Here is a 19412-nt window from a genome sequence, read left to right as displayed (position 1 = left end):
CGTAATTAATACTATATAAAGTATTAATATATATTATTACATGTATTTAATGAAAAAAGGTGGTGATATTTTGGCACTAGAAGCTATAGAAGAAATCAAAAAAGCCGAAGCTGATGCAGAACAGTCAGTTAAAGATGCAACTAATGAAGCTAAAGAAATTGTTAAAAAAGCTAAAGAAGATGCAAAAGTTAATTATGATTCTGCTTTAAATGAGGCGAAAGATGAGGCCACAAAGATTATAAACGAAGCTATAAAAGATGGTGAATCTTTAGCTAAGCCTATAATTGAGGGTGGTAAAAAGGATTCTTCAGATATAGAAAATATATCTGAGAATAAGAAAAAAGATGCTGTAAAATTAGTGGTTGAGAGGATAGTGAAATTACATGGCAATAGTTAAAATGAAAAAATTCACGCTCCTTGCTTTTGAATCTCAAAAGGAACAACTTCTTGAAAAAATTCAATCATTTTCTGATGCAGAGTTTATTAATCTTCAAGATGAATCAATGCTTGAGAATAATGAGGAATTAAAAGAATTAAGAAAAGATGAACCAGATGAAGATTTAGCTAAGTGTGAAGACGAGTTATCTAAAGTAAAATTTGCCTTGCAGTTTTTAGAAAATTATGTACCTAAAAAATCATTAATACAGAGCCTTCGTCAAGAGATTCCTTCTTATACAATAGATGAACTTAAAGACAAAGTCTTATCATCTAATTGGGAACAGGTTTGTCAAAAGATGAAGGAAAAAGAAGAAAAGCTTTCTAAAATTGAAAATGAAAAAACAAGACTTCAGACAGCTGTCATAAGTTTAAAACCTTATGAAAAGTTTGATGCACCGTTTGAAAGCTTAAATGGATTTAAGCATACTGTTGCATTTTTAGGAAGCATGGCAAATCAGTATTCAGATACTTTAGAAGAAATTTTTAAACAAAATGATGATTCTTATCTTGAAATTATTTCAAAAGATAATCAGGATACATACTTTTTTGCATTATGTAACAAGTATGACAGCGATAGTATCGAAGAGTCATTAAGAGGATGTGGTTTTACTCCTTTTAAAACAAATGAAGAGGAAAGACCACTAAAACTCATTCAGGACTATAATGAAAAAGTATCATTATTAGATTCTGATAAATTTCTATTAAAAGAAGAACTTGCAGGTTATGAAGAAGAATTAAAAGTATTAGAACTTGCTTATGAGTATTTTAATAATCTTGCAAAAAGAAAATTTGTAAGTAACAAATTTTTAAAAACTAAAAAAACTGTTATGATTCAAGGATGGATTCCTGATGAAAACAGTAAAAAATTTGAAGGTATAATTTCTACAATTGCAGGAGAAGATTATTATTTAAATTTAGAAGATGTTAAAGATGAAGAAATTGATGATGTCCCAATAAAATTAAAAAATAATTCTTTAAATACAGCATTCGAAAGCGTTACAGAAATGTATAGCCTTCCTAAATATAATGACATTGATCCTACACCAGTTGTAACACCATTTTATCTTGCATTTTTTGGTATGATGGTTGCAGATATGGGATATGGAATAGTTATGTTTGTTGCACTAACTTTAGCAATGAAATTCTTTAATTTTAATGATGGAACAAAAAAGATGTTAAAGTTCTTTAGATATTTAAGTATTCCATGCTTTATATTTGGTTTGATTTATGGATCATTTTTTGGAGATATTATAAAATTTCCAAATCTTATAGATACTAATACTGATGTAATGACAATACTTGTTTTGTCAGTAGTATTTGGTCTTATACAGATATTCTTTGGACTTGGAATGAAAGCATATATATTAATAAAAGTACATCATCAATATTTATATGCATTTTATGATGTTGGTTCATGGGTTTTAGCTTTAGTTGGACTTATGGGATACGGTGCAAGTTTTGTGCTCAATGTATCACCAGCTATAAAGAATATCTCAATTGCTATGGCTATTTTTGGATCAATAGTAATTATTCTTACACAAGGCCGTGAGATGAAATCAAAACCAGCACAGCTTGCACAAGGACTTTATAGCCTTTATGGTATTACAAGTTATGTAAGTGATCTTGTATCATATACAAGACTTATGGCTATAGGACTTTCAGGAGCATCAATCGCTGGTGCTATGAATATGATCATGAAGATGATTCCAGGTGTTGGATTCATTATTTTAGGACCACTTATATTTGTTATAGGACATACAATTAACTTGCTATTATCATTATTAAGTGGATATGTTCATACATTAAGATTAACATATGTAGAATATTTTTCTAAGTTTTATGATGGTGGGGGAAGACCTTTTGAACCGTTTAAAACTGAAAATAAATATATTAATTTAAAAAGAGATTAGGAGGACAATTTATTATGGATATGAGTTGGATTAAGTTTTTTTTCGAAAACAATGGAGGTTTTATTTTTGGTGCTTTAGGAGTAGCCTTAGCAGTTGGAATGTCAGGAGTAGGTTCTGCTAAAGGTGTTGGAATTGTTGGTCAGTCAGCAGCTGGACTTCTTTCTGAACAACCAGAAAAATTTGGTAAAGCCTTAATTCTTGAATTATTACCAGGTACACAGGGTCTTTATGGATTCGTTATTGGATTAGTTGTATTATTAAAACTTTCTACAGATACAACACTTTCACAGGGTCTTTATTTATTCTTTGCATGCCTTCCAATTGCAATAGCAGGATTATGGTCAGCAATTGCACAGGGTAAAGCAGCAGCAGCTGGTATTCAAATTTTAGCTAAGAAACCAGAACATAATACAAAAGGTATGGTTCTTGCAGCAATGGTTGAAACATACGCATTATTAGGATTCGTAGTTTCATTCTTAATGGTAACTAAATTATTCTAGGATTAGGATGTGTGAGTAATGTCTAATATAAAAAATTTGACTTCAAAAATTATAAATGATTCAGAAGAAAAGAAAGCAAATATTTTAAAAGATGCAAACGAACAAAAAAGTAAAATCCTATCTAAGAAAAATGATGAAGCACTAAAAGCTAAAGAAGCTGTTATTGAAAAATCAAAAGTAGAAGCAGCATCAAGAAAAGAAAGAATAATTTCATCAGCTGAGCTTAAAGCAAGAAATAATAAGCTTGAAGCAAAACAACATGTAATTGATGAAGTATTTTTAAAAAGTGTTGAAGAATTATCAAATCTTTCAGATGAAGATTTTAAATCGTTTGTTAAAGAGACAATAAAAAATACCGCAATTGACGGTGACGAAAAAATCATCTTAAATAATGAAGGTAAAAAAATAATAACTAAAGATGTTTTAAATGAATTAAATACTGAGCTTGGACAAAAAGGAAATCTTACTATAAGTGATGAAACTTCTGATTTTAAAGGTGGATTCATTTTAGAAAAGAATGGTATTGAAATAAACAATACATTTGAAGCTTTAGTAGATTCATTAAGAGATGAATTGGAGTTTGAAGTAGCAAAAGTTCTATTTAATTAAGGAGGATAATCGATGGATAAGATGCAATTTGGTCAAATAATCCCAAGAATTAGGGTATATGAGACAAAACTCCTTGATAAAGCCAAAATTGACAGAATGATTGATTCCAGTTCTGCTGATGAAGCTATGAAAGTGCTTCAGGAAACAGAATATGCAAATGTTATGAGCAGTGCTAAAAGAGCTGAAGATTATGAAGTAGTGCTTAGTGAAGCACTTAAAGCACTTTATAATACAATGTATGATATATGTCCTGAAAAGATGCTTGTAGATTTAATGAGTATAAAATATACTTATCAGAATATAAAAGTAATTTTAAAGGGAAAATTTTTAAATAAAGATTTATCATATCTTTTAGTTCCAATTGGTAATGCTAACGTATCAGATATTAAAAGAGCAATTTTAAATGATGATATGCAGGATTTACCTGAAACTATAAAAGAAGCTGTTTTAGAGACAATTCAAGATTTCGAAAATAATAAAGATCCACAAAGAGTCGATATTATTTTAGATAATTATATGTTTAAAGAATTAACAGATTTAAAAAATAAAATAGATGATATATTTGTAGATAAGTATGTATCTGCATCAATAGATTCAACTAATATAAGAACATTATTAAGAGTTAAAAAACAGAATAAACAAAGAGAATTTTTTAATTCAGTAATTATTGATGGTGGATATATTGATAAAGACAGACTTCTTACATTATTTAATGATGTACCTGAAAATATCTCTACAAAACTTTCATCGTCAGATTATTCGGAGTTTGTTAAAGAAGGAATTGAAGCATATATAAAGACAGGATCAGCAGGACTTTTGGAAAAACTTATAGACAATTTTATCATGAATATGATGAAAGAAGCTAAGATTATTCCATTTGGAGTTGAACCTATAATAGCGTACATATATGCTAAAGAAACAGAAATTAAAATTGTCAGAATCATAATGGTTGGGAAACTTAATAATATTACAGGCGAAGTTATAAGAGAAAGGCTGCGTGATATCTATGTATAAGAAAATTGGAGTAGTTGGCGATAAAGATTCAGTTTTAGCATTTAAAGCATTAGGAATAGATGTATTTCCAGTTATAGGTGCTGAAGAAGCGAGAAAAACTGTTGATAAAATGGCCATGAACGATTATGCAGTAATATTTGTAACAGAGCAAGTAGCACAAACTATAGGGGAGACTATTGAAAGATATAATAGAGAAGTACTCCCAGCTGTAATATTAATTCCAAGTAATCAAGGAACATTAAATATAGGAATGCAAAGAATAAGTGACAACGTTGAAAAAGCTGTTGGCGTTAATATTTTATAGAAAGGCAGGTTAGAAAAGTTGAAGACCGGAAATATTATTAAAGTTTCAGGACCTTTAGTTGTTGCTGAAGGTATGGATGAAGCTAATATATATGATGTATGTAAAGTTGGAAAGAAAGGCCTTATCGGTGAAATCATCGAAATGAGAGGAGATAAAGCTTCTATTCAGGTTTACGAAGAAACTTCAGGCCTTGGACCTGGAGATCCAGTATTAACTACTGGAGAACCACTTAGTGTTGAACTTGGACCTGGATTAATCGAATCAATGTTTGATGGTATCCAGAGACCACTAGATAAATTTATGCAGGCTGCAAAATCACCATTCTTAACAAAAGGTGTTGCAGTAGAATCTCTTGATAAAGAGAAAAAATGGGCATTTAAACCTACTGTAAAAGTAGGAGATGAGGTATCAGAGGGAGATGTACTTGGTACTGTTCAAGAAACTAGTATAGTTGAAGAAAAAATTATGGTACCATATGGTGTTTCTGGTAAAGTTACAGATATAAAAGAAGGAGACTTCACTATTGTAGAAACTATCTGTACTGTTGAAACAGAAAAGGGATCTAAGGATCTTCAAATGATGCAGAAATGGCCAGTAAGAAAGGGCAGACCTTATAAAAATAAGTTAAAGCCAATAGAACCAATGACTACAGGTCAAAGAGTTATAGATACATTTTTCCCAGTTGCAAAAGGTGGAGCAGCTGCAGTACCAGGACCATTCGGAGCTGGTAAAACAGTTGTACAGCATCAGATAGCTAAATGGGGAGATGCTGAAATAGTTGTTTACGTTGGATGTGGAGAACGTGGAAACGAAATGACAGATGTTTTAAATGAATTTCCAGAATTAAAAGATCCAAAGACTGGCGAAAGCATAATGAAGAGAACAGTTCTTATAGCTAATACTTCAAATATGCCAGTTGCAGCCAGAGAAGCATCTATATATACAGGAATTACAATTGCAGAATATTTCAGAGACATGGGATATTCAGTTGCCATAATGGCAGACTCAACATCAAGATGGGCAGAAGCATTAAGAGAAATGTCTGGAAGACTTGAAGAAATGCCAGGAGACGAAGGTTATCCAGCATACTTAGGATCAAGACTTGCAGATTATTATGAAAGAGCAGGTAAGGTTGTTTGCTTAGGTAAAGATGCAAGAGAAGGAGCAGTTACAGCAATTGGAGCCGTATCACCTCCAGGAGGAGATATTTCAGAACCAGTCAGCCAGGCTACACTTAGAATAGTTAAAGTTTTCTGGGGACTTGATGCACAACTTGCATATAAGAGACATTTCCCATCAATTAACTGGCTTACTTCATATTCATTATATCAGGAAACTGTTGATGATTATTTAAATGATGAAGTAGCACCAGATTGGTCTAAACTTAGAGCAAGAGCAATGACTATTCTTCAAGAAGAATCAGAACTTCAAGAAATAGTAAGTCTTGTTGGTATTGATGCATTATCAGATAAAGATAGATTAAAGCTTGATGTTGCTAAATCTTTAAGAGAAGATTATCTTCAGCAAAACGCTTTCCATGAAGTTGATACTTATGCTTCACTTAGTAAGCAGTATAAGATGCTTAAACTAATACTTTCAGTTATGGATGAAGGAAACAGAGCATTAGATGCTGGAGTTTACTTAAACAAGATTGAAGGATTAGATGATATCGTGGATAGAATTGCAAGAAGTAAGTATATCCATGAAGATGATATAGCAAAAATTGATCAGATCGGCGTAGACTTAAAAGCTGCTATCGATAAATTAATCAGCGAAGGAGGGGTTCAGGATGCCTAAGGAATATAAAACAGTTACCGAAGTTGTTGGACCTTTAATGATTGTTGAAGGTGTTAGCGGTGTTAAGTACGACGAACTTGTTGATATTGAAATGCAAAATGGTGAAAAAAGAAGAGGTAAAGTACTTGAAATTAATGGATCTAAAGCAATGGTTCAGATATTCGAAGGATCATCTGGTATTAATTTAAAAGGTACTAAAGCTAAATTCTTAGGAAGACCACTTGAACTTGGTGTATCAGAAGATATGCTTGGTAGAGTCTTTGATGGAATGGGCAATCCAATTGATAATGGACCAAAGATTATTCCAGAAGAGAGAAGAGATATAAACGGTGAAGCTATAAATCCAGCTGCCAGAGATTTCCCATCAGAATTTATTCAGACAGGTATTTCTGCAATTGATCAGCTAAACACATTAGTTAGAGGACAAAAGCTACCTATATTCTCAGGATCAGGACTTCCACATGCACAACTTGCTGCACAGATAGCAAGACAGGCAAAAGTTCTAAACTCAAAAGAAAAATTCGCAGTTGTATTCGCAGCTATAGGAATTACATTCGAAGAATCTCAGTTCTTCGTTGAAGAATTTAAGAGAACAGGCGCAATAGATAGATCAGTTCTTTTCATGAACTTAGCATCTGATCCAGCCGTTGAAAGAATAGCTACTCCAAGAATGGCTCTTACAGCAGCTGAATATTTAGCATATGAAAAGAATATGCACGTACTTGTAATCTTAACAGATATAACAAACTATGCAGAAGCATTAAGAGAAGTTTCAGCAGCTAGAAAAGAAGTTCCAGGAAGAAGAGGATATCCAGGATACCTTTATACTGACCTTTCTACATTATATGAGAGAGCAGGAAGAATTAAAGGAAGAGGCGGTTCAATAACTCAGATTCCAATACTTACAATGCCAGAAGATGATAAAACTCATCCAATTCCAGATTTAACTGGATATATAACAGAAGGACAGATTATTTTATCAAGAGATTTATACAAAAAAGGTATAATGCCTCCAATAGATGTACTTCCTTCATTATCAAGACTTAAAGATAAAGGTATTGGTAAAGGAAAGACAAGAGAAGATCATGCAGATACTATGAACCAATTATTCTCAGCATATGCACAAGGTAAACAAGCAAAAGAATTATCAGCAATACTTGGAGAATCAGCATTATCTGATGTTGATAAGAAGTATGCTAAATTTGCAGAAGCATTTGAAGATCAGTATGTAAATCAAGGATTTACAACTAATAGATCAATAGAAGAAACTCTTAACTTAGGATGGAAACTTCTTAAAATGCTTCCAAAAACAGAACTTAAGAGAATCAGAGATGAATACCTTGAAAAGTATATGCCTAAGGGAGAGGAAGAATAGTCTATGGCAAAGCTAAATGTTAATCCTACAAGAATGGAGCTTACAAAGCTAAAAAAGAGACTTCAAACAGCAAGCAAAGGTCATAAGCTTTTAAAAGATAAACAAGATGAGCTTATGAGACAGTTTATTAATTTGATAAAATATAATAACAAAATCAGAAAAGAAGTTGAAGATGAACTTTCAGGCTCATTAAAAGACTTTGTTATGGCAAGGGCTGTTATGAGTTCTGAATTCCTTGAAGAAGCTATTGTTTATCCAAAAGAAAAAATAACAGTTGATGTAGGAAATAAAAATATCATGAGTGTAAATGTTCCTGTCATGAACTTTAAGAGACAGCTTGAAGGAGATGAAGGAAGCATCTATCCTTATGGATTTGCAAATACATCATCTGAACTTGATGATGCTATAGCTAAGCTTTATGGAATTCTTCCAAAACTTCTTGAACTAGCAGAAGTTGAAAAATCAGGTCAATTAATGGCTGATGAAATTGAAAAGACAAGAAGAAGAGTTAATGCACTAGAATACATGACTATTCCAAGACTTCAAGAAACAATTAGAGATATAAAAATGAAGCTTGAAGAAAATGAGAGAGGTGCAACAACTAGACTTATGAAAGTTAAGTCTATGATTCAAGAAAGAGCATAGAATAGAAGCTGCCGTTTTGCGGCAGCTTTTTTAATTATTTAATTATTATTGATATAAATTGTGAATAATAGTATAATAAAAAAGATTTATTTTAAGATAATAATAACTAAGGAGCTAGAAACGAATGAACTATATTGTAGGTGCAGTTATTGCATTTATCATTTCAGCAGTAGTAATGCCGCTGCTTATAAAGATTTTTAAAAAGGTAGGCTTCACAGATAAACCAAATAAAAGAAAAAAACATAAAAATCCAAAGCCTTTATGTGGAGGAATTGCATTATACATAGGATTTTTCATTCCCTACTTTATTATTGTTGATGAAAATATAAAAATGAGATTTACTATATTTATTTCTTCAACTTTGATACTTCTTATAGGACTTATTGATGATTATTATAAGACAAGAGGAAAAGAATTTAAAATTTTTCCGAGACTTGTAGTTCAACTCTTTGCAGCAATCATAATTTTTAAATCAGGAATTGCTTTTGTAGGTTTTACAAACCCGTTTAATGGAGAATATATTTCTCTTAATATAATGCTTCAATTTTTTCTTACTATAACATGGATTTTTGGAGTTACTACGGTAATTAATTGGTCCGATGGAATGGATGGACTTGCAGGGGGACTATCTCTTGTTTCAGCAATTACATTTTTTATTGCAGCACTTATTTTAAATCAGGCTGACAATTCGGCTATAGTTTCTATGATACTTAGTGGATCTATATTAGGATTTCTTTTATATAATAAATATCCTGCAAAGGTATTTATGGGGGATTCTGGTGCTAATTTTTTAGGATTTTTATTAAGTATTACTGCACTTGATGGTGCATTTAAACAGGCTACAGTTATGAGCCTTTTTATTCCATTATTTGCACTTGCAGTACCTATTTTTGATAATATATTTGTAATTCTTAAGCGTTTTTCTGAAGGTAAACCTGTATATAAAGCAGATAGAAGTCAGATTCACTTTAGACTTCAGGAAAAAGGTTTTACTATAAATCAGATTGTATTTTATATTATGTCAATAAGTATATTATTTAGTCTTATTTCAATTCTTCTTTTATATATAAAAGCATAATATGTAATGGTGGATTTATATTTTAATCTATGATACTATATAATAAAATATTGAAACTTATCAAGAGAGGCGGAGGGACTGGCCCTGTGAAACCCAGCAACCGATATTTAATAAAGTATAAGGTGCTAAATCCTGCAGTGTTACTGGTAGATAGGTATTTTAAAGAAGTTTAAAGGAAAATACCTTTAAACTTTTTTTGTATAAAATTTTTGAGAATTATTTATATTGATATAAGAAAGTTTTAAACACAAAAGGGGCAGATGATTATGGAAAATGACATAAGACTAACTGAAATAGATAAAAAAGAAGTTTTAAGATATCTTGGATATAAAAATCAGAGTATGACTAGTTATATAGAAAAACTTATAGATGAATGTATAAAGGAAACATTGAATTTAGTAAAACCGAGGTATGTTATTCAATATGGAAACTTAGAATTTTTAGATAATAACATACGTGTTAAAGATACTAATCTAATATTAGAAGGAAATGATATAAAAAAACTTCTTAAAAATTCAAAAAAAGCAGCTTTTATGGCAGTAACTATTGGTTATGAAATAGAAAATAAAATTAAGCTTTATGAAAAAACTGAACTTACACGTGCTCTTATATTAGATTCATGCGCAACTACAGCTGTTGAAAAAATATGTGACATATTAGAAGAAAGGATAAAAAATGAAGCTCTAAAAGAAAATTTGGATATAACATTTAGATATAGTCCTGGGTATGGAGATCTTACTCTTGATGTTCAGGGGATGTTTCTTGCCGTTTTAAATGCACAAAAGAGAATAGGACTTACAGTATCTGAAAAAAATATTCTTATACCTAGAAAATCAGTTACAGCGATAATAGGCTTTACTAATAAAAAACAATTAATAAGTGATAATAAATGCAAAAATTGCAAAAACTATAAAACATGCACTTTTAGAAAAGAGGGGGAAAATAAATGCAGCTTATAGATTACATAAAAAATAATATACTAATTTTTGATGGAGCAATGGGAACAATGCTTCAGAAAAGAGGATTAAAACTTGGAGATAATCCCGAAAGATTAAATTTAGAACATCCAGAAATTATAAAAAGCATTCATAGAGAATACATAGAAAGTGGAGCACAGGTAATTACAACTAATACATTTGGGGCAAATGAATTAAAATTAAAACTCGGTAATTTAAATGTTGAAGAGATAATAAAAAGTGCTGTAGAAATTGCAAAGGATGCAGCTAAAAATAAAGATGTTTATGTTGCACTTGATATAGGACCTATAGGAGAGCTTATAGAGCCTATGGGAACTTTAAGTTTTGATAGGGCATATGATATTTTTAAAAGACAGATAATAGCTGGAAAAAATGCTGGAGCTGATGTGATTTTATTTGAAACAATGACAGATCTTTATGAACTTAAAGCAGCAGTTTTAGCAGCAAAAGAAAATAGCAATCTTCCAGTTTTTGCAACAATGACATTTGAAGAAAATATGCGTACATTTACAGGATGTACACCTGAAGCTATGGTTCTTGTTCTTGAAGGACTTCAAGTAGATGCACTTGGAATTAATTGCTCATTAGGACCAAATGAAATGAAACCTGTTATAAAAACAATACTTGATAATTCGAGCATACCTGTTATGGTTCAGCCTAACGCAGGACTTCCTAAGATAGATGAAGATAATGAAGCAGTATATGATATAGATGAAGAAGAATTCTCTGATGCAATTTCTGAATTTGTATCTTACGGAGTAAAAATAGTTGGAGGATGCTGTGGAACTAACCCTCAGTATATAAGAAAAATTAAAGAAAAAGTTAAAGGAAAAGAAATTCTACCTTTAAAAGATAATAAGTATTTTGCAGTATGTACACCTTCAAATGTAGTCAAGATAGATGGAGTAAGAATAGTTGGAGAAAGAATAAATCCAACTGGAAAAAAGATGTTTCAAAAAGCTCTTATAAATGAAGATATGGATTATATTTTAAAAAAGGCAATAGACCAGTATGATGCTGGTGCTCATATATTAGATGTAAATGTAGGACTTCCTGAAATAGATGAGCCATATCTTATGAGAAAAGTTGTAAAAGAAATTCAGGGTATACTTAATATACCACTTCAAATAGATTCATCTGATAGAGCTGCAATTGAGACAGGTCTTAGATATTATAATGGAAAGCCTATATTAAATTCAGTAAATGGGGAAGATGAGGTTTTAGATAGTATACTTCCTATAGTAAAAAAATATGGAGCATCTGTAATAGGTCTTACATTAGACCAAAGAGGAATACCTAAAAAAGCTGAAGAAAGATTTGAAATAGCTAAAAAAATAGTAAAAAAAGCTGAGGAATATGGAATAAATAGAAAAGATGTATTTATTGATTGCTTAGTTTTAACAGTATCAGCACAGCAGAAAGAAGTTAAGGAAACTTTAAAAGCAGTTAGAATGGTAAAAGAAAAATTAAAAGTTAAGACACTTCTTGGAGTATCGAATATTTCTTTTGGTCTTCCAAATAGAAAAATTATTAATGAAAATTTTCTTGCATTAGCTCTTGCAAATGGTCTTGATCTTCCAATTATGAATCCTAATGAAAAAGGAATGATGAAGGTTATAGATGCATATAATGTACTTTACAATTATGATATTGGAGCATCAACATATATTGAAAAATATAAAGAAACTGAATTATCAGATGCTATAGAAGAGAAAAGTGGAGATAAGGATTTAAAATATATAGTAATAAGAGGTCTTAAAGAGGAAGCAACAAACGTTACAAAAGAACTTTTAAAAACAAAAAGTGAACTTGATATAGTAAATGAATATCTTATTCCTGCACTCGATGTTGTTGGAGAGAAATATGAAAAAGGAATACTATTTCTTCCACAGCTTATTCTTGCAGCCGAGACTGTAAAAAATGCATTTGTAGTATTAAAAACAAGTATGTCAAAAAAATCAGTAAATAATATATCAAAGGGCAAGATAGTAATAGCAACAGTTAAAGGTGATATTCACGATATAGGAAAAAATATAGTAAAAGTAATTTTAGAAAACTATGGATATGAAATGATAGATCTTGGTAAAGATGTACCTATAGAAAAAGTAGTATCAGAAGCAATTAAAAATAATGTAAAGCTTGTAGGATTAAGTGCTCTTATGACAACAACAATAAAGAGCATGGAAAGTACTATAAAAGCTTTAAGAGAAAGCGGTTATGATGGAAAAATATTTGTAGGAGGAGCAGTCCTTACAAGGGATTATGCTAAAAAGATAGGTGCAGACTTTTATGCAAAGGATGCGAAGGAATCCGTAGAAATTGCAAAAAAAGTTTTAGACTAAAATAGCTTTACAGAAGGACTACCTTATAGTATACTACTGTATATACAGTAAATATTTTAGGGGGTACTTTAATGAATAATAAAATTAAACAGATGACTTATGCGGGGCTTCTTACTGCATTTGCAATAATAATTCCGATACAGTTTGGATTTTTAAGAGTTGTTATAGGAACATATACAGCAACATTATGTGCACATGTACCTATGATTCTTTCAATGCTTATTTCTCCTTTTGTAGCAGTTGTTGTAGGCATTGGATCAACAATAGGCTTTTTAATTGCAGGATGTCCTTTACCTGTAGTCTGTAGAGCTGCAACACATATTATTGTTGGTCTTATAGGAGCAGAGATCATATTAAGAAGAAAAAATTTCTTAGAAGCTGTTACTATAACAGCACCGATTCATGGAATACTTGAAATGTTAGTTTCAATTCCATTTATAGGAGTTACTGCATATCCACTACTTATAATAACATTAGTTGGATGTGTAATTCATCACTCAGTTGATAGCATTATATCATATTTCTTTATAAAATCTTTATCAAAGATAAAGAAGACAGATATATATAATGTATTTGGGGATTTTTCAGTTAATGTATCTAAATAAGTATAAAGAACTTAGAAAACGGAATTTTGTATTCCGTTTTCTTTTTTTAATTAAAAAGGTTGATAAATGCATTAATGAAATGTAAAATTGAATAAGATTAACAATAAAAGAGGACAAAAAATGAAAAAGAAAATATTAGAAGAAGAGAAGGTAGTTTTAAAAAATAAAACTGACCTTATATGTGATGAGTTAAAATCTAAAGAAGAATATAGAAATGGAATTTTAGATAAAATAAAAAAATTATCAAAACAGGCAAAAGGAAGTTATAATGCAGAAAAAGAAACACTTGAAAAGACAATAAAACTTACAAATAATGATATTGTAAGTTTTGAAGAAGCTAAAAAAAAGCCTTATTTTGCTAGAATAGATTTTGATGAAAAACTTGGAGGTGAAGAGACTCTTTACATAGGTAAAAAAGGAATAATAAATAATGACAAAGTAGAAGAGGTTGTTGTAGATTGGAGAGCACCTGTTGCAGATTTATATTATAGTGGTACTTATGGAAGAGCAGAATATAAATCTCCATCTGGAGTAATTGAAGGAATATTAAATTTAAAAAGAAAATTTATAATTCATGATGGTGTAATTGAGAATATATTTGATGAAGGAGATAATCTTCTAATTAATAATGAAGAAGGAAATGAACTTGTTGATGAGTTCCTTAAGCTAAATCTTGAAGAGAGCAGAGGAAAAAAATTAAAAGAAGTAGTTGCAACTATTCAAAAAGAGCAGAACGAAATTATAAGATGGCCAAGAAATTTCCCTATAATAGTTCAAGGATCTGCTGGATCTGGTAAAACTACTGTAGCACTTCATAGACTTGCTTACCTAATTTATAAATATAAAGAAGATATTCATGAAAATGATATTTTAGTACTTGCTCCAAATAAATTATTTCTAAATTATATTTCTGATATACTTCCAAGTCTTGGTGCAGATGAAGTAAAACAATTTACTTTTTATGATTTTGTAAAACATAAAGCAAAAATAAGGGGAAGTATATATACTAAAGACGATAAGCTAAAATATATAATGCACGAAAAAGATGAAAAAAAGAAAAATTTATGTATTGAATCTGCGAGATTTAGAGGTTCTATACGCTTTAAAGAAATGATTGATGATTATATGAATAATGTTGATCAGAGTGCAAAAGATATTGAAGATATTAAAGTTATGGACTATGTTCTTTTTAGAAAGAGAGAGATTATAAAACTTTATTCTGAGGATTTTAAATCATATCCTATAAATAAAAGGAAAAATGAGATAAGAAAATATTTTAATCTTAAATTAAAAGATAAAATTAATTCTCTTTTAATGAAAGTAGAACTTTTATATATTCCTAAAATAAAAAAAGTTAAAGAAGAATTTGAAAATCCTGAAGAAAAAAGAAAAAATATAATAAAAGTATATGATGAAAGAGATGCAATAAAAAATAAAATTTTAAAAGATAGTAAAAAGATATTTGAGGATTATTTTAAAAAATGGAAAGGTATAGGAATTAAGGATCTTTATTATAATATGTTTTCTGAAGAGGAATCATATATAGAGCTTTCAAAAAATTATTTAAGTAAAGATCTTGCTATCTATATTAGAAACGAATATTTAAGCAATAGAGAGAATAATATTATTGATGAAGATGATTTGGTTCCATTTTTCTATCTTAGAATTCTTTTAGACGGAGTAACTGAAAAAGAAAAATATAAACATATTGTAGTGGATGAAGCACAGGATTATAGTGAGTTTCAAGTTTATCTTATAAGTAGATTTTCATATGGAAATTCTATAACACTTGTTGGAGATTTAGCCCAAGGGATATATTATTATAAAGGAATAAATACATGGGATAATCTTATTAAAGATATATTTAATGGTGATGCAACATATGTAGAACTTACTAAGAGCTATCGTTCAACTGTTGAGATTATTGAATTTGCTGATAAAGTTTTAAATATGCAGAATTTAAATTTAAAGAGTGCTAAACCTGTTCTTCGTCATGGAATTAAGCCTAAAATAATAGATGCTAAAGAGAACCCAACTGAATCGATAGATGAAATTATTGATTTTGTTCATAAAAATGGAAAAAATAGTATAGGAATAATTACTAAGGATTTAGACGAGGGAGAAAAATTATATAAAATTTTAAAGAAAAAAAGTAAGAATAAATTTAAAATAATAGGCGGTAAAGAAAAATTATCTGAATGTGATAATGTAATAATACCATCGTATCTAACAAAAGGACTTGAATTTGACTGTACTGTTATATATGATCCTTCATCAGAAAATTATAATGATAATATTCTTGATAAAAAACTTTTATATGTTGTTCTTACAAGGGCACTTCATTATGAATTTGTATTAAAAATCAAAGATATAACGAGTCTTATATAGACAAATGATAAAAATATCATATAATATGGGTAGAAGATATAAATAAGAGGTGAACTATATGGAAAATAATCAAATTATTAAATATTTAGAAGATAATTATGTGGAGAACATTATTGAAGAAAAAAAAGATGTTAATTATGTTATATTAAGTTTTGAATACGCATTTGATAAAGAATCGTATGAAGCTGCAAGAAGCTACGCTAATGAAGAAAGCGATTATGAACAAGAAAGTGAAGAATGGTATAATGAATATTATTATCCATATTTAAAAGATTTAGCTACAGATGATGTGAGTGCAATAATAGAAGATATGCAAGATGAACTTAATGTATTTGCCATATATAATACAGAAAGTTCTAGTCGCGCAGGATTTGTGCAATTTAAGTTTTTAGTAGCAGTATCTGATGAAATTGATGTTGATGAGCTAGAAGATATTTTAAACGATTACGATTAACAAAAATCCCATTATCTTTAAGGTTGATTTTCTTAGAAGATGTGCTATAATAAGAATATAAATTCCTGAGATGTACGAATGGCTTAACATATTCAACCTACATTTGTAAAAAGGGATTTACAACATTACTATGGATGTCGAACTTCATTTTAATTTTTTACAGAAGATGACAGAAGTGGTATGAGTTTAACCCACCTGTGAGGAGCAGGTATTGAATATTTAAGTGACGGCATGTTGGGAATATTAGTAAAAAATTATTAGCACCTCGTGAGAGGTGCTTTTTTATACTAAAATTTTTATTCTTTATAACGTCTAGTTTAAGAATATTTTCATATTTAAGTATATAGAGTAAAATATCATTGATTATATGATACAAAATAGGTAAAATTAATATATGAAAGGATGATATGTAAATGAACGTTGATGAAATGAAAATTGAAGAAGTTATAGAAAATATAAATTTATTATATAAAAAAAGTAAAGAAACAGGATTAGTAGAAGAAGAAAAGAGGTTTCAAGCTAAGCTTAGAAGACGATACATAGATAATGTAAAAAGGAACTTCAAAATGCAGCTTGATGGTATAAAACCAAATAAAAATTAAAGGGTGATATAAGTAGTGGGAGTTTCAATAAAGAAGTTTATAAAGGACCTAAATTTAGAGATATTAGTTGAAGGAAAAGAAGATGTAGAAATATCAGTTAATGATATTAATAGACCCGGACTTCAGCTTGCAGGATTTTATAATTATTTTGCGCCTGAAAGAATTCAGGTTATCGGAAAAGCTGAATGGAGCTTTTTAGATGATATGCAGATTGAACTTAGAAAAAAGAGAGTCAAAAAGTTTTTTTGTTTTGAAGTAAAGTGTATAGTAATTACAAGAAATCTTGAACCACATAGTGAACTCATAAAAGAAGCTAAAAAACATAATATATGGTTTCTTAGAACTAATCTTGTTACAACTAAGTTTGTTACTAGAGCAAATGTGTATCTTGCTGAAAAACTTGCTCCTGAGACAAGATTACATGGAGTTCTTGTAGACGTTTCAGGAATAGGAATACTTATAACAGGAGAAAGCGGCATAGGCAAAAGTGAAACAGCACTTGAGCTTATAAAAAGAGGCCATAGGCTTGTAACAGATGATGCTGTTGATATAAAAGAAATAGATGAAAAGCTAATTGGATCTTCACCTAAAATAACTATGGGCATGCTTGAAGTAAGAGGAATAGGTATAATTGATGTTACATCTTTATATGGAACAAGTTGTGTTTTGCAGAAAAAGGAAATAAATCTTGCAATGCATTTTGAACATTGGAAAGATGATAACGATTATGATAGACTTGGCGTAAAAAATGAGTGTATGGATATACTAGGTATAAAGGTAAGAAAACTTACTGTACCAGTAAGGCCAGGAAGGAATATTGCAGTAATTATTGAGGCAGCTGCAGTAAATTACAGATATCTTCAGCTTGCTAATAAGACACCTGTTGATGTTATAGAAAATAGAATGAATGAAGTTAATAATATAAATTAACATATAAAAAGGAGATTTAGCTAATGGATAAGGAAGAGCAGAATAAAATTGCATGGAATAAATACAGTAAATCAGAAATAAAAGATGTTTTTGCATTCTGTAATGATTATAAAGATTTTATGTCAAAATGTAAGACTGAAAGAGAATGTGTCATAGAAACAGTAAGACTTGCAGAAGAAAATGGATATAAAGATTTAAATATAATTATAAAAGAAGGTAAAACATTAAAACCAGGAGATAGAGTATATACTGTTAATAAGAAAAAAGCAGTTGCACTTTTTATAATAGGAAATCAAAGCATTGAAAAGGGATTAAAGATACTTGGAGCACATATAGATTCTCCAAGACTTGATTTAAAACAGAATCCGCTATATGAAGATACTGATATGGCTCTTTTTGATACACATTATTATGGAGGAATAAAGAAATATCAATGGGTTACTCTTCCACTAGCACTTCATGGTGTTGTAGTAAAGAAAGATAATACTGTTATTAATATAAATATAGGAGAAGATGAAGATGATCCTGTATTTGGTGTTTCTGATTTACTCGTTCATTTATCTTCTGAGCAGTTAACTAAAAAAGGAAATAAAGTTATTGAAGGAGAAGATCTTAACGTTTTAGTTGGTAGTATTCCTCTTAAAGGAAGTAAAAAAGATGCTGTAAAGAAGAATATATTAAAATTATTAAAAGATAAGTATGATTTTGAAGAGGATGATTTTAAATCTGCTGAAATTGAAGTAGTTCCAGCTGGAAAAGCTAGAGATTACGGTCTTGATAGAAGTATGGTAATGGCATATGGACATGATGATAGAATATGTGCATATTCATCATTAAGAGCTATGCTAGATATTAAAAAAACAGATAAAACATGTTGTCTTCTTCTCGTAGATAAAGAGGAAGTAGGAAGTATAGGAGCAACAGGAATGCATTCAAGATTTTTTGAAAATACAGCTGCTGAGATAATAAATCTTATTGGCGATTATTCAGAAATAAAATTAAGAAGATGTCTTACAAATTCTAAAATGCTTTCATCAGATGTTACAGCAGCATATGATCCTAATTATTCATCAGTTATGGAAAAAAATAATTCAGCATTCTTTGGTTATGGAATGGTATTTAATAAGTATACTGGTGCGAGAGGAAAGTCTGGATGTAATGATGCAAATGCAGAGTATATGGCAGAACTTAGAGATATAATGGATAAGCATAAAGTATCATTTCAGACATCAGAACTTGGAAAGGTAGATGCAGGTGGAGGTGGAACTATTGCATATATACTTGCACAATATAATATGCAGGTAGTAGACTGTGGCGTTGCACTTCTTAATATGCATGCTCCGTTTGAAATAGCAAGTAAAGCTGATATTTATGAAACTATGAAAGGATATAAAGCATTTTTACTTGAAGCATAAAATAAAAATAAGAAGCTGAACATTAAAAT

18 protein-coding genes and 1 riboswitch are annotated in these 19412 nt (G+C 29.9%); all 18 genes read left to right on the top strand.

Annotation, left to right across the window (positions count from 1 at the left end; genetic code table 11):
* Nucleotides 1-70 precede the first annotated feature (70 nt).
* The 18 genes from MTX53_RS07635 to MTX53_RS07550 all read left to right on the top strand — a co-directional run bounded on the left by MTX53_RS07635 (nucleotide 71) and on the right by MTX53_RS07550 (nucleotide 19383).
* Nucleotides 71-397: an ATPase gene (locus MTX53_RS07635; RefSeq protein ID WP_244833139.1), complete on the top strand. Its 327-nt coding sequence runs from the start codon at nucleotides 71-73 to the stop codon at nucleotides 395-397.
* A complete protein-coding gene (locus tag MTX53_RS07630) occupies nucleotides 384-2348 on the top strand; it encodes a V-type ATP synthase subunit I (protein WP_244833138.1) in 1965 nt (654 codons plus the stop codon). The genes MTX53_RS07635 and MTX53_RS07630 overlap by 14 nt, the downstream gene beginning before the upstream one ends.
* A gap of 14 nt (nucleotides 2349-2362) precedes the next feature.
* Complete coding sequence (locus MTX53_RS07625; protein WP_244833136.1) at nucleotides 2363-2848, top strand: V-type ATP synthase subunit K; 486 nt, start codon at nucleotides 2363-2365, stop codon at nucleotides 2846-2848.
* 18 nt (nucleotides 2849-2866) lie between these two features.
* On the top strand, nucleotides 2867-3457 hold the full coding sequence (locus MTX53_RS07620; protein WP_244833135.1) for a V-type ATP synthase subunit E family protein: 591 nt from the start codon (nucleotides 2867-2869) through the stop codon (nucleotides 3455-3457).
* Nucleotides 3458-3469: 12 nt separating this feature from the next.
* Nucleotides 3470-4471 (top strand): V-type ATP synthase subunit C, encoded by a 1002-nt coding sequence (locus MTX53_RS07615; protein WP_244833134.1) that lies wholly within the window; start codon nucleotides 3470-3472, stop codon nucleotides 4469-4471.
* Nucleotides 4464-4775 (top strand): V-type ATP synthase subunit F, encoded by a 312-nt coding sequence (locus MTX53_RS07610; RefSeq protein ID WP_244833133.1) that lies wholly within the window; start codon nucleotides 4464-4466, stop codon nucleotides 4773-4775. Before MTX53_RS07615 ends, MTX53_RS07610 begins: the two co-directional genes overlap by 8 nt.
* 18 nt (nucleotides 4776-4793) lie before the next feature.
* Nucleotides 4794-6572 (top strand): V-type ATP synthase subunit A, encoded by a 1779-nt coding sequence (locus MTX53_RS07605; protein WP_244833132.1) that lies wholly within the window; start codon nucleotides 4794-4796, stop codon nucleotides 6570-6572.
* Nucleotides 6565-7947, top strand: a complete 1383-nt coding sequence (locus MTX53_RS07600; protein ID WP_244833130.1) for a V-type ATP synthase subunit B — start codon at nucleotides 6565-6567, stop codon at nucleotides 7945-7947. Before MTX53_RS07605 ends, MTX53_RS07600 begins: the two co-directional genes overlap by 8 nt.
* Nucleotides 7948-7950: 3 nt before the next feature.
* Nucleotides 7951-8592: a V-type ATP synthase subunit D gene (locus MTX53_RS07595; protein WP_244833128.1), complete on the top strand. Its 642-nt coding sequence runs from the start codon at nucleotides 7951-7953 to the stop codon at nucleotides 8590-8592.
* 124 nt (nucleotides 8593-8716) lie between these two features.
* Nucleotides 8717-9670 (top strand): MraY family glycosyltransferase, encoded by a 954-nt coding sequence (locus MTX53_RS07590; RefSeq protein ID WP_244833126.1) that lies wholly within the window; start codon nucleotides 8717-8719, stop codon nucleotides 9668-9670.
* A gap of 54 nt (nucleotides 9671-9724) precedes the next feature.
* A riboswitch (SAM riboswitch) is annotated at nucleotides 9725-9827 on the top strand.
* A 109-nt stretch (nucleotides 9828-9936) separates the two neighbouring features.
* On the top strand, nucleotides 9937-10629 hold the full coding sequence (locus MTX53_RS07585) for a vitamin B12 dependent-methionine synthase activation domain-containing protein (protein ID WP_244833125.1): 693 nt from the start codon (nucleotides 9937-9939) through the stop codon (nucleotides 10627-10629).
* Nucleotides 10617-12989, top strand: a complete 2373-nt coding sequence (locus MTX53_RS07580; protein ID WP_244833123.1) for a homocysteine S-methyltransferase family protein — start codon at nucleotides 10617-10619, stop codon at nucleotides 12987-12989. The genes MTX53_RS07585 and MTX53_RS07580 overlap by 13 nt, the downstream gene beginning before the upstream one ends.
* A 71-nt stretch (nucleotides 12990-13060) precedes the next feature.
* Nucleotides 13061-13594, top strand: a complete 534-nt coding sequence (locus MTX53_RS07575; protein ID WP_244833122.1) for an ECF transporter S component — start codon at nucleotides 13061-13063, stop codon at nucleotides 13592-13594.
* Between the two features lie 120 nt (nucleotides 13595-13714).
* On the top strand, nucleotides 13715-15982 hold the full coding sequence (gene helD / locus MTX53_RS07570; RefSeq protein ID WP_244833121.1) for an RNA polymerase recycling motor HelD: 2268 nt from the start codon (nucleotides 13715-13717) through the stop codon (nucleotides 15980-15982).
* A gap of 58 nt (nucleotides 15983-16040) precedes the next feature.
* Entirely contained in the window at nucleotides 16041-16436 is a 396-nt protein-coding gene (locus MTX53_RS07565) for a hypothetical protein (protein ID WP_244833119.1), read from the top strand.
* 413 nt (nucleotides 16437-16849) lie between these two features.
* Nucleotides 16850-17038 carry a DUF896 domain-containing protein gene (locus tag MTX53_RS07560; RefSeq protein WP_244833118.1) on the top strand — a complete coding sequence of 63 codons (189 nt, stop codon included), beginning with the start codon at nucleotides 16850-16852 and terminating at the stop codon, nucleotides 17036-17038.
* A 15-nt stretch (nucleotides 17039-17053) separates the two neighbouring features.
* Nucleotides 17054-17968, top strand: a complete 915-nt coding sequence (hprK, locus tag MTX53_RS07555; protein WP_244833116.1) for an HPr(Ser) kinase/phosphatase — start codon at nucleotides 17054-17056, stop codon at nucleotides 17966-17968.
* Nucleotides 17969-17991: 23 nt separating this feature from the next.
* Nucleotides 17992-19383 (top strand): aminopeptidase, encoded by a 1392-nt coding sequence (locus tag MTX53_RS07550; protein WP_244833114.1) that lies wholly within the window; start codon nucleotides 17992-17994, stop codon nucleotides 19381-19383.
* Nucleotides 19384-19412 lie beyond the last annotated feature (29 nt).

The organism is Clostridium sp. BJN0001, assembly GCF_022869825.1.
In the GTDB taxonomy this organism is placed as follows: domain Bacteria; phylum Bacillota; class Clostridia; order Clostridiales; family Clostridiaceae; genus Clostridium.
Note: the sequence above shows the minus strand (reverse complement) of the source record. Positions and strands in the feature narration are given on the sequence as shown.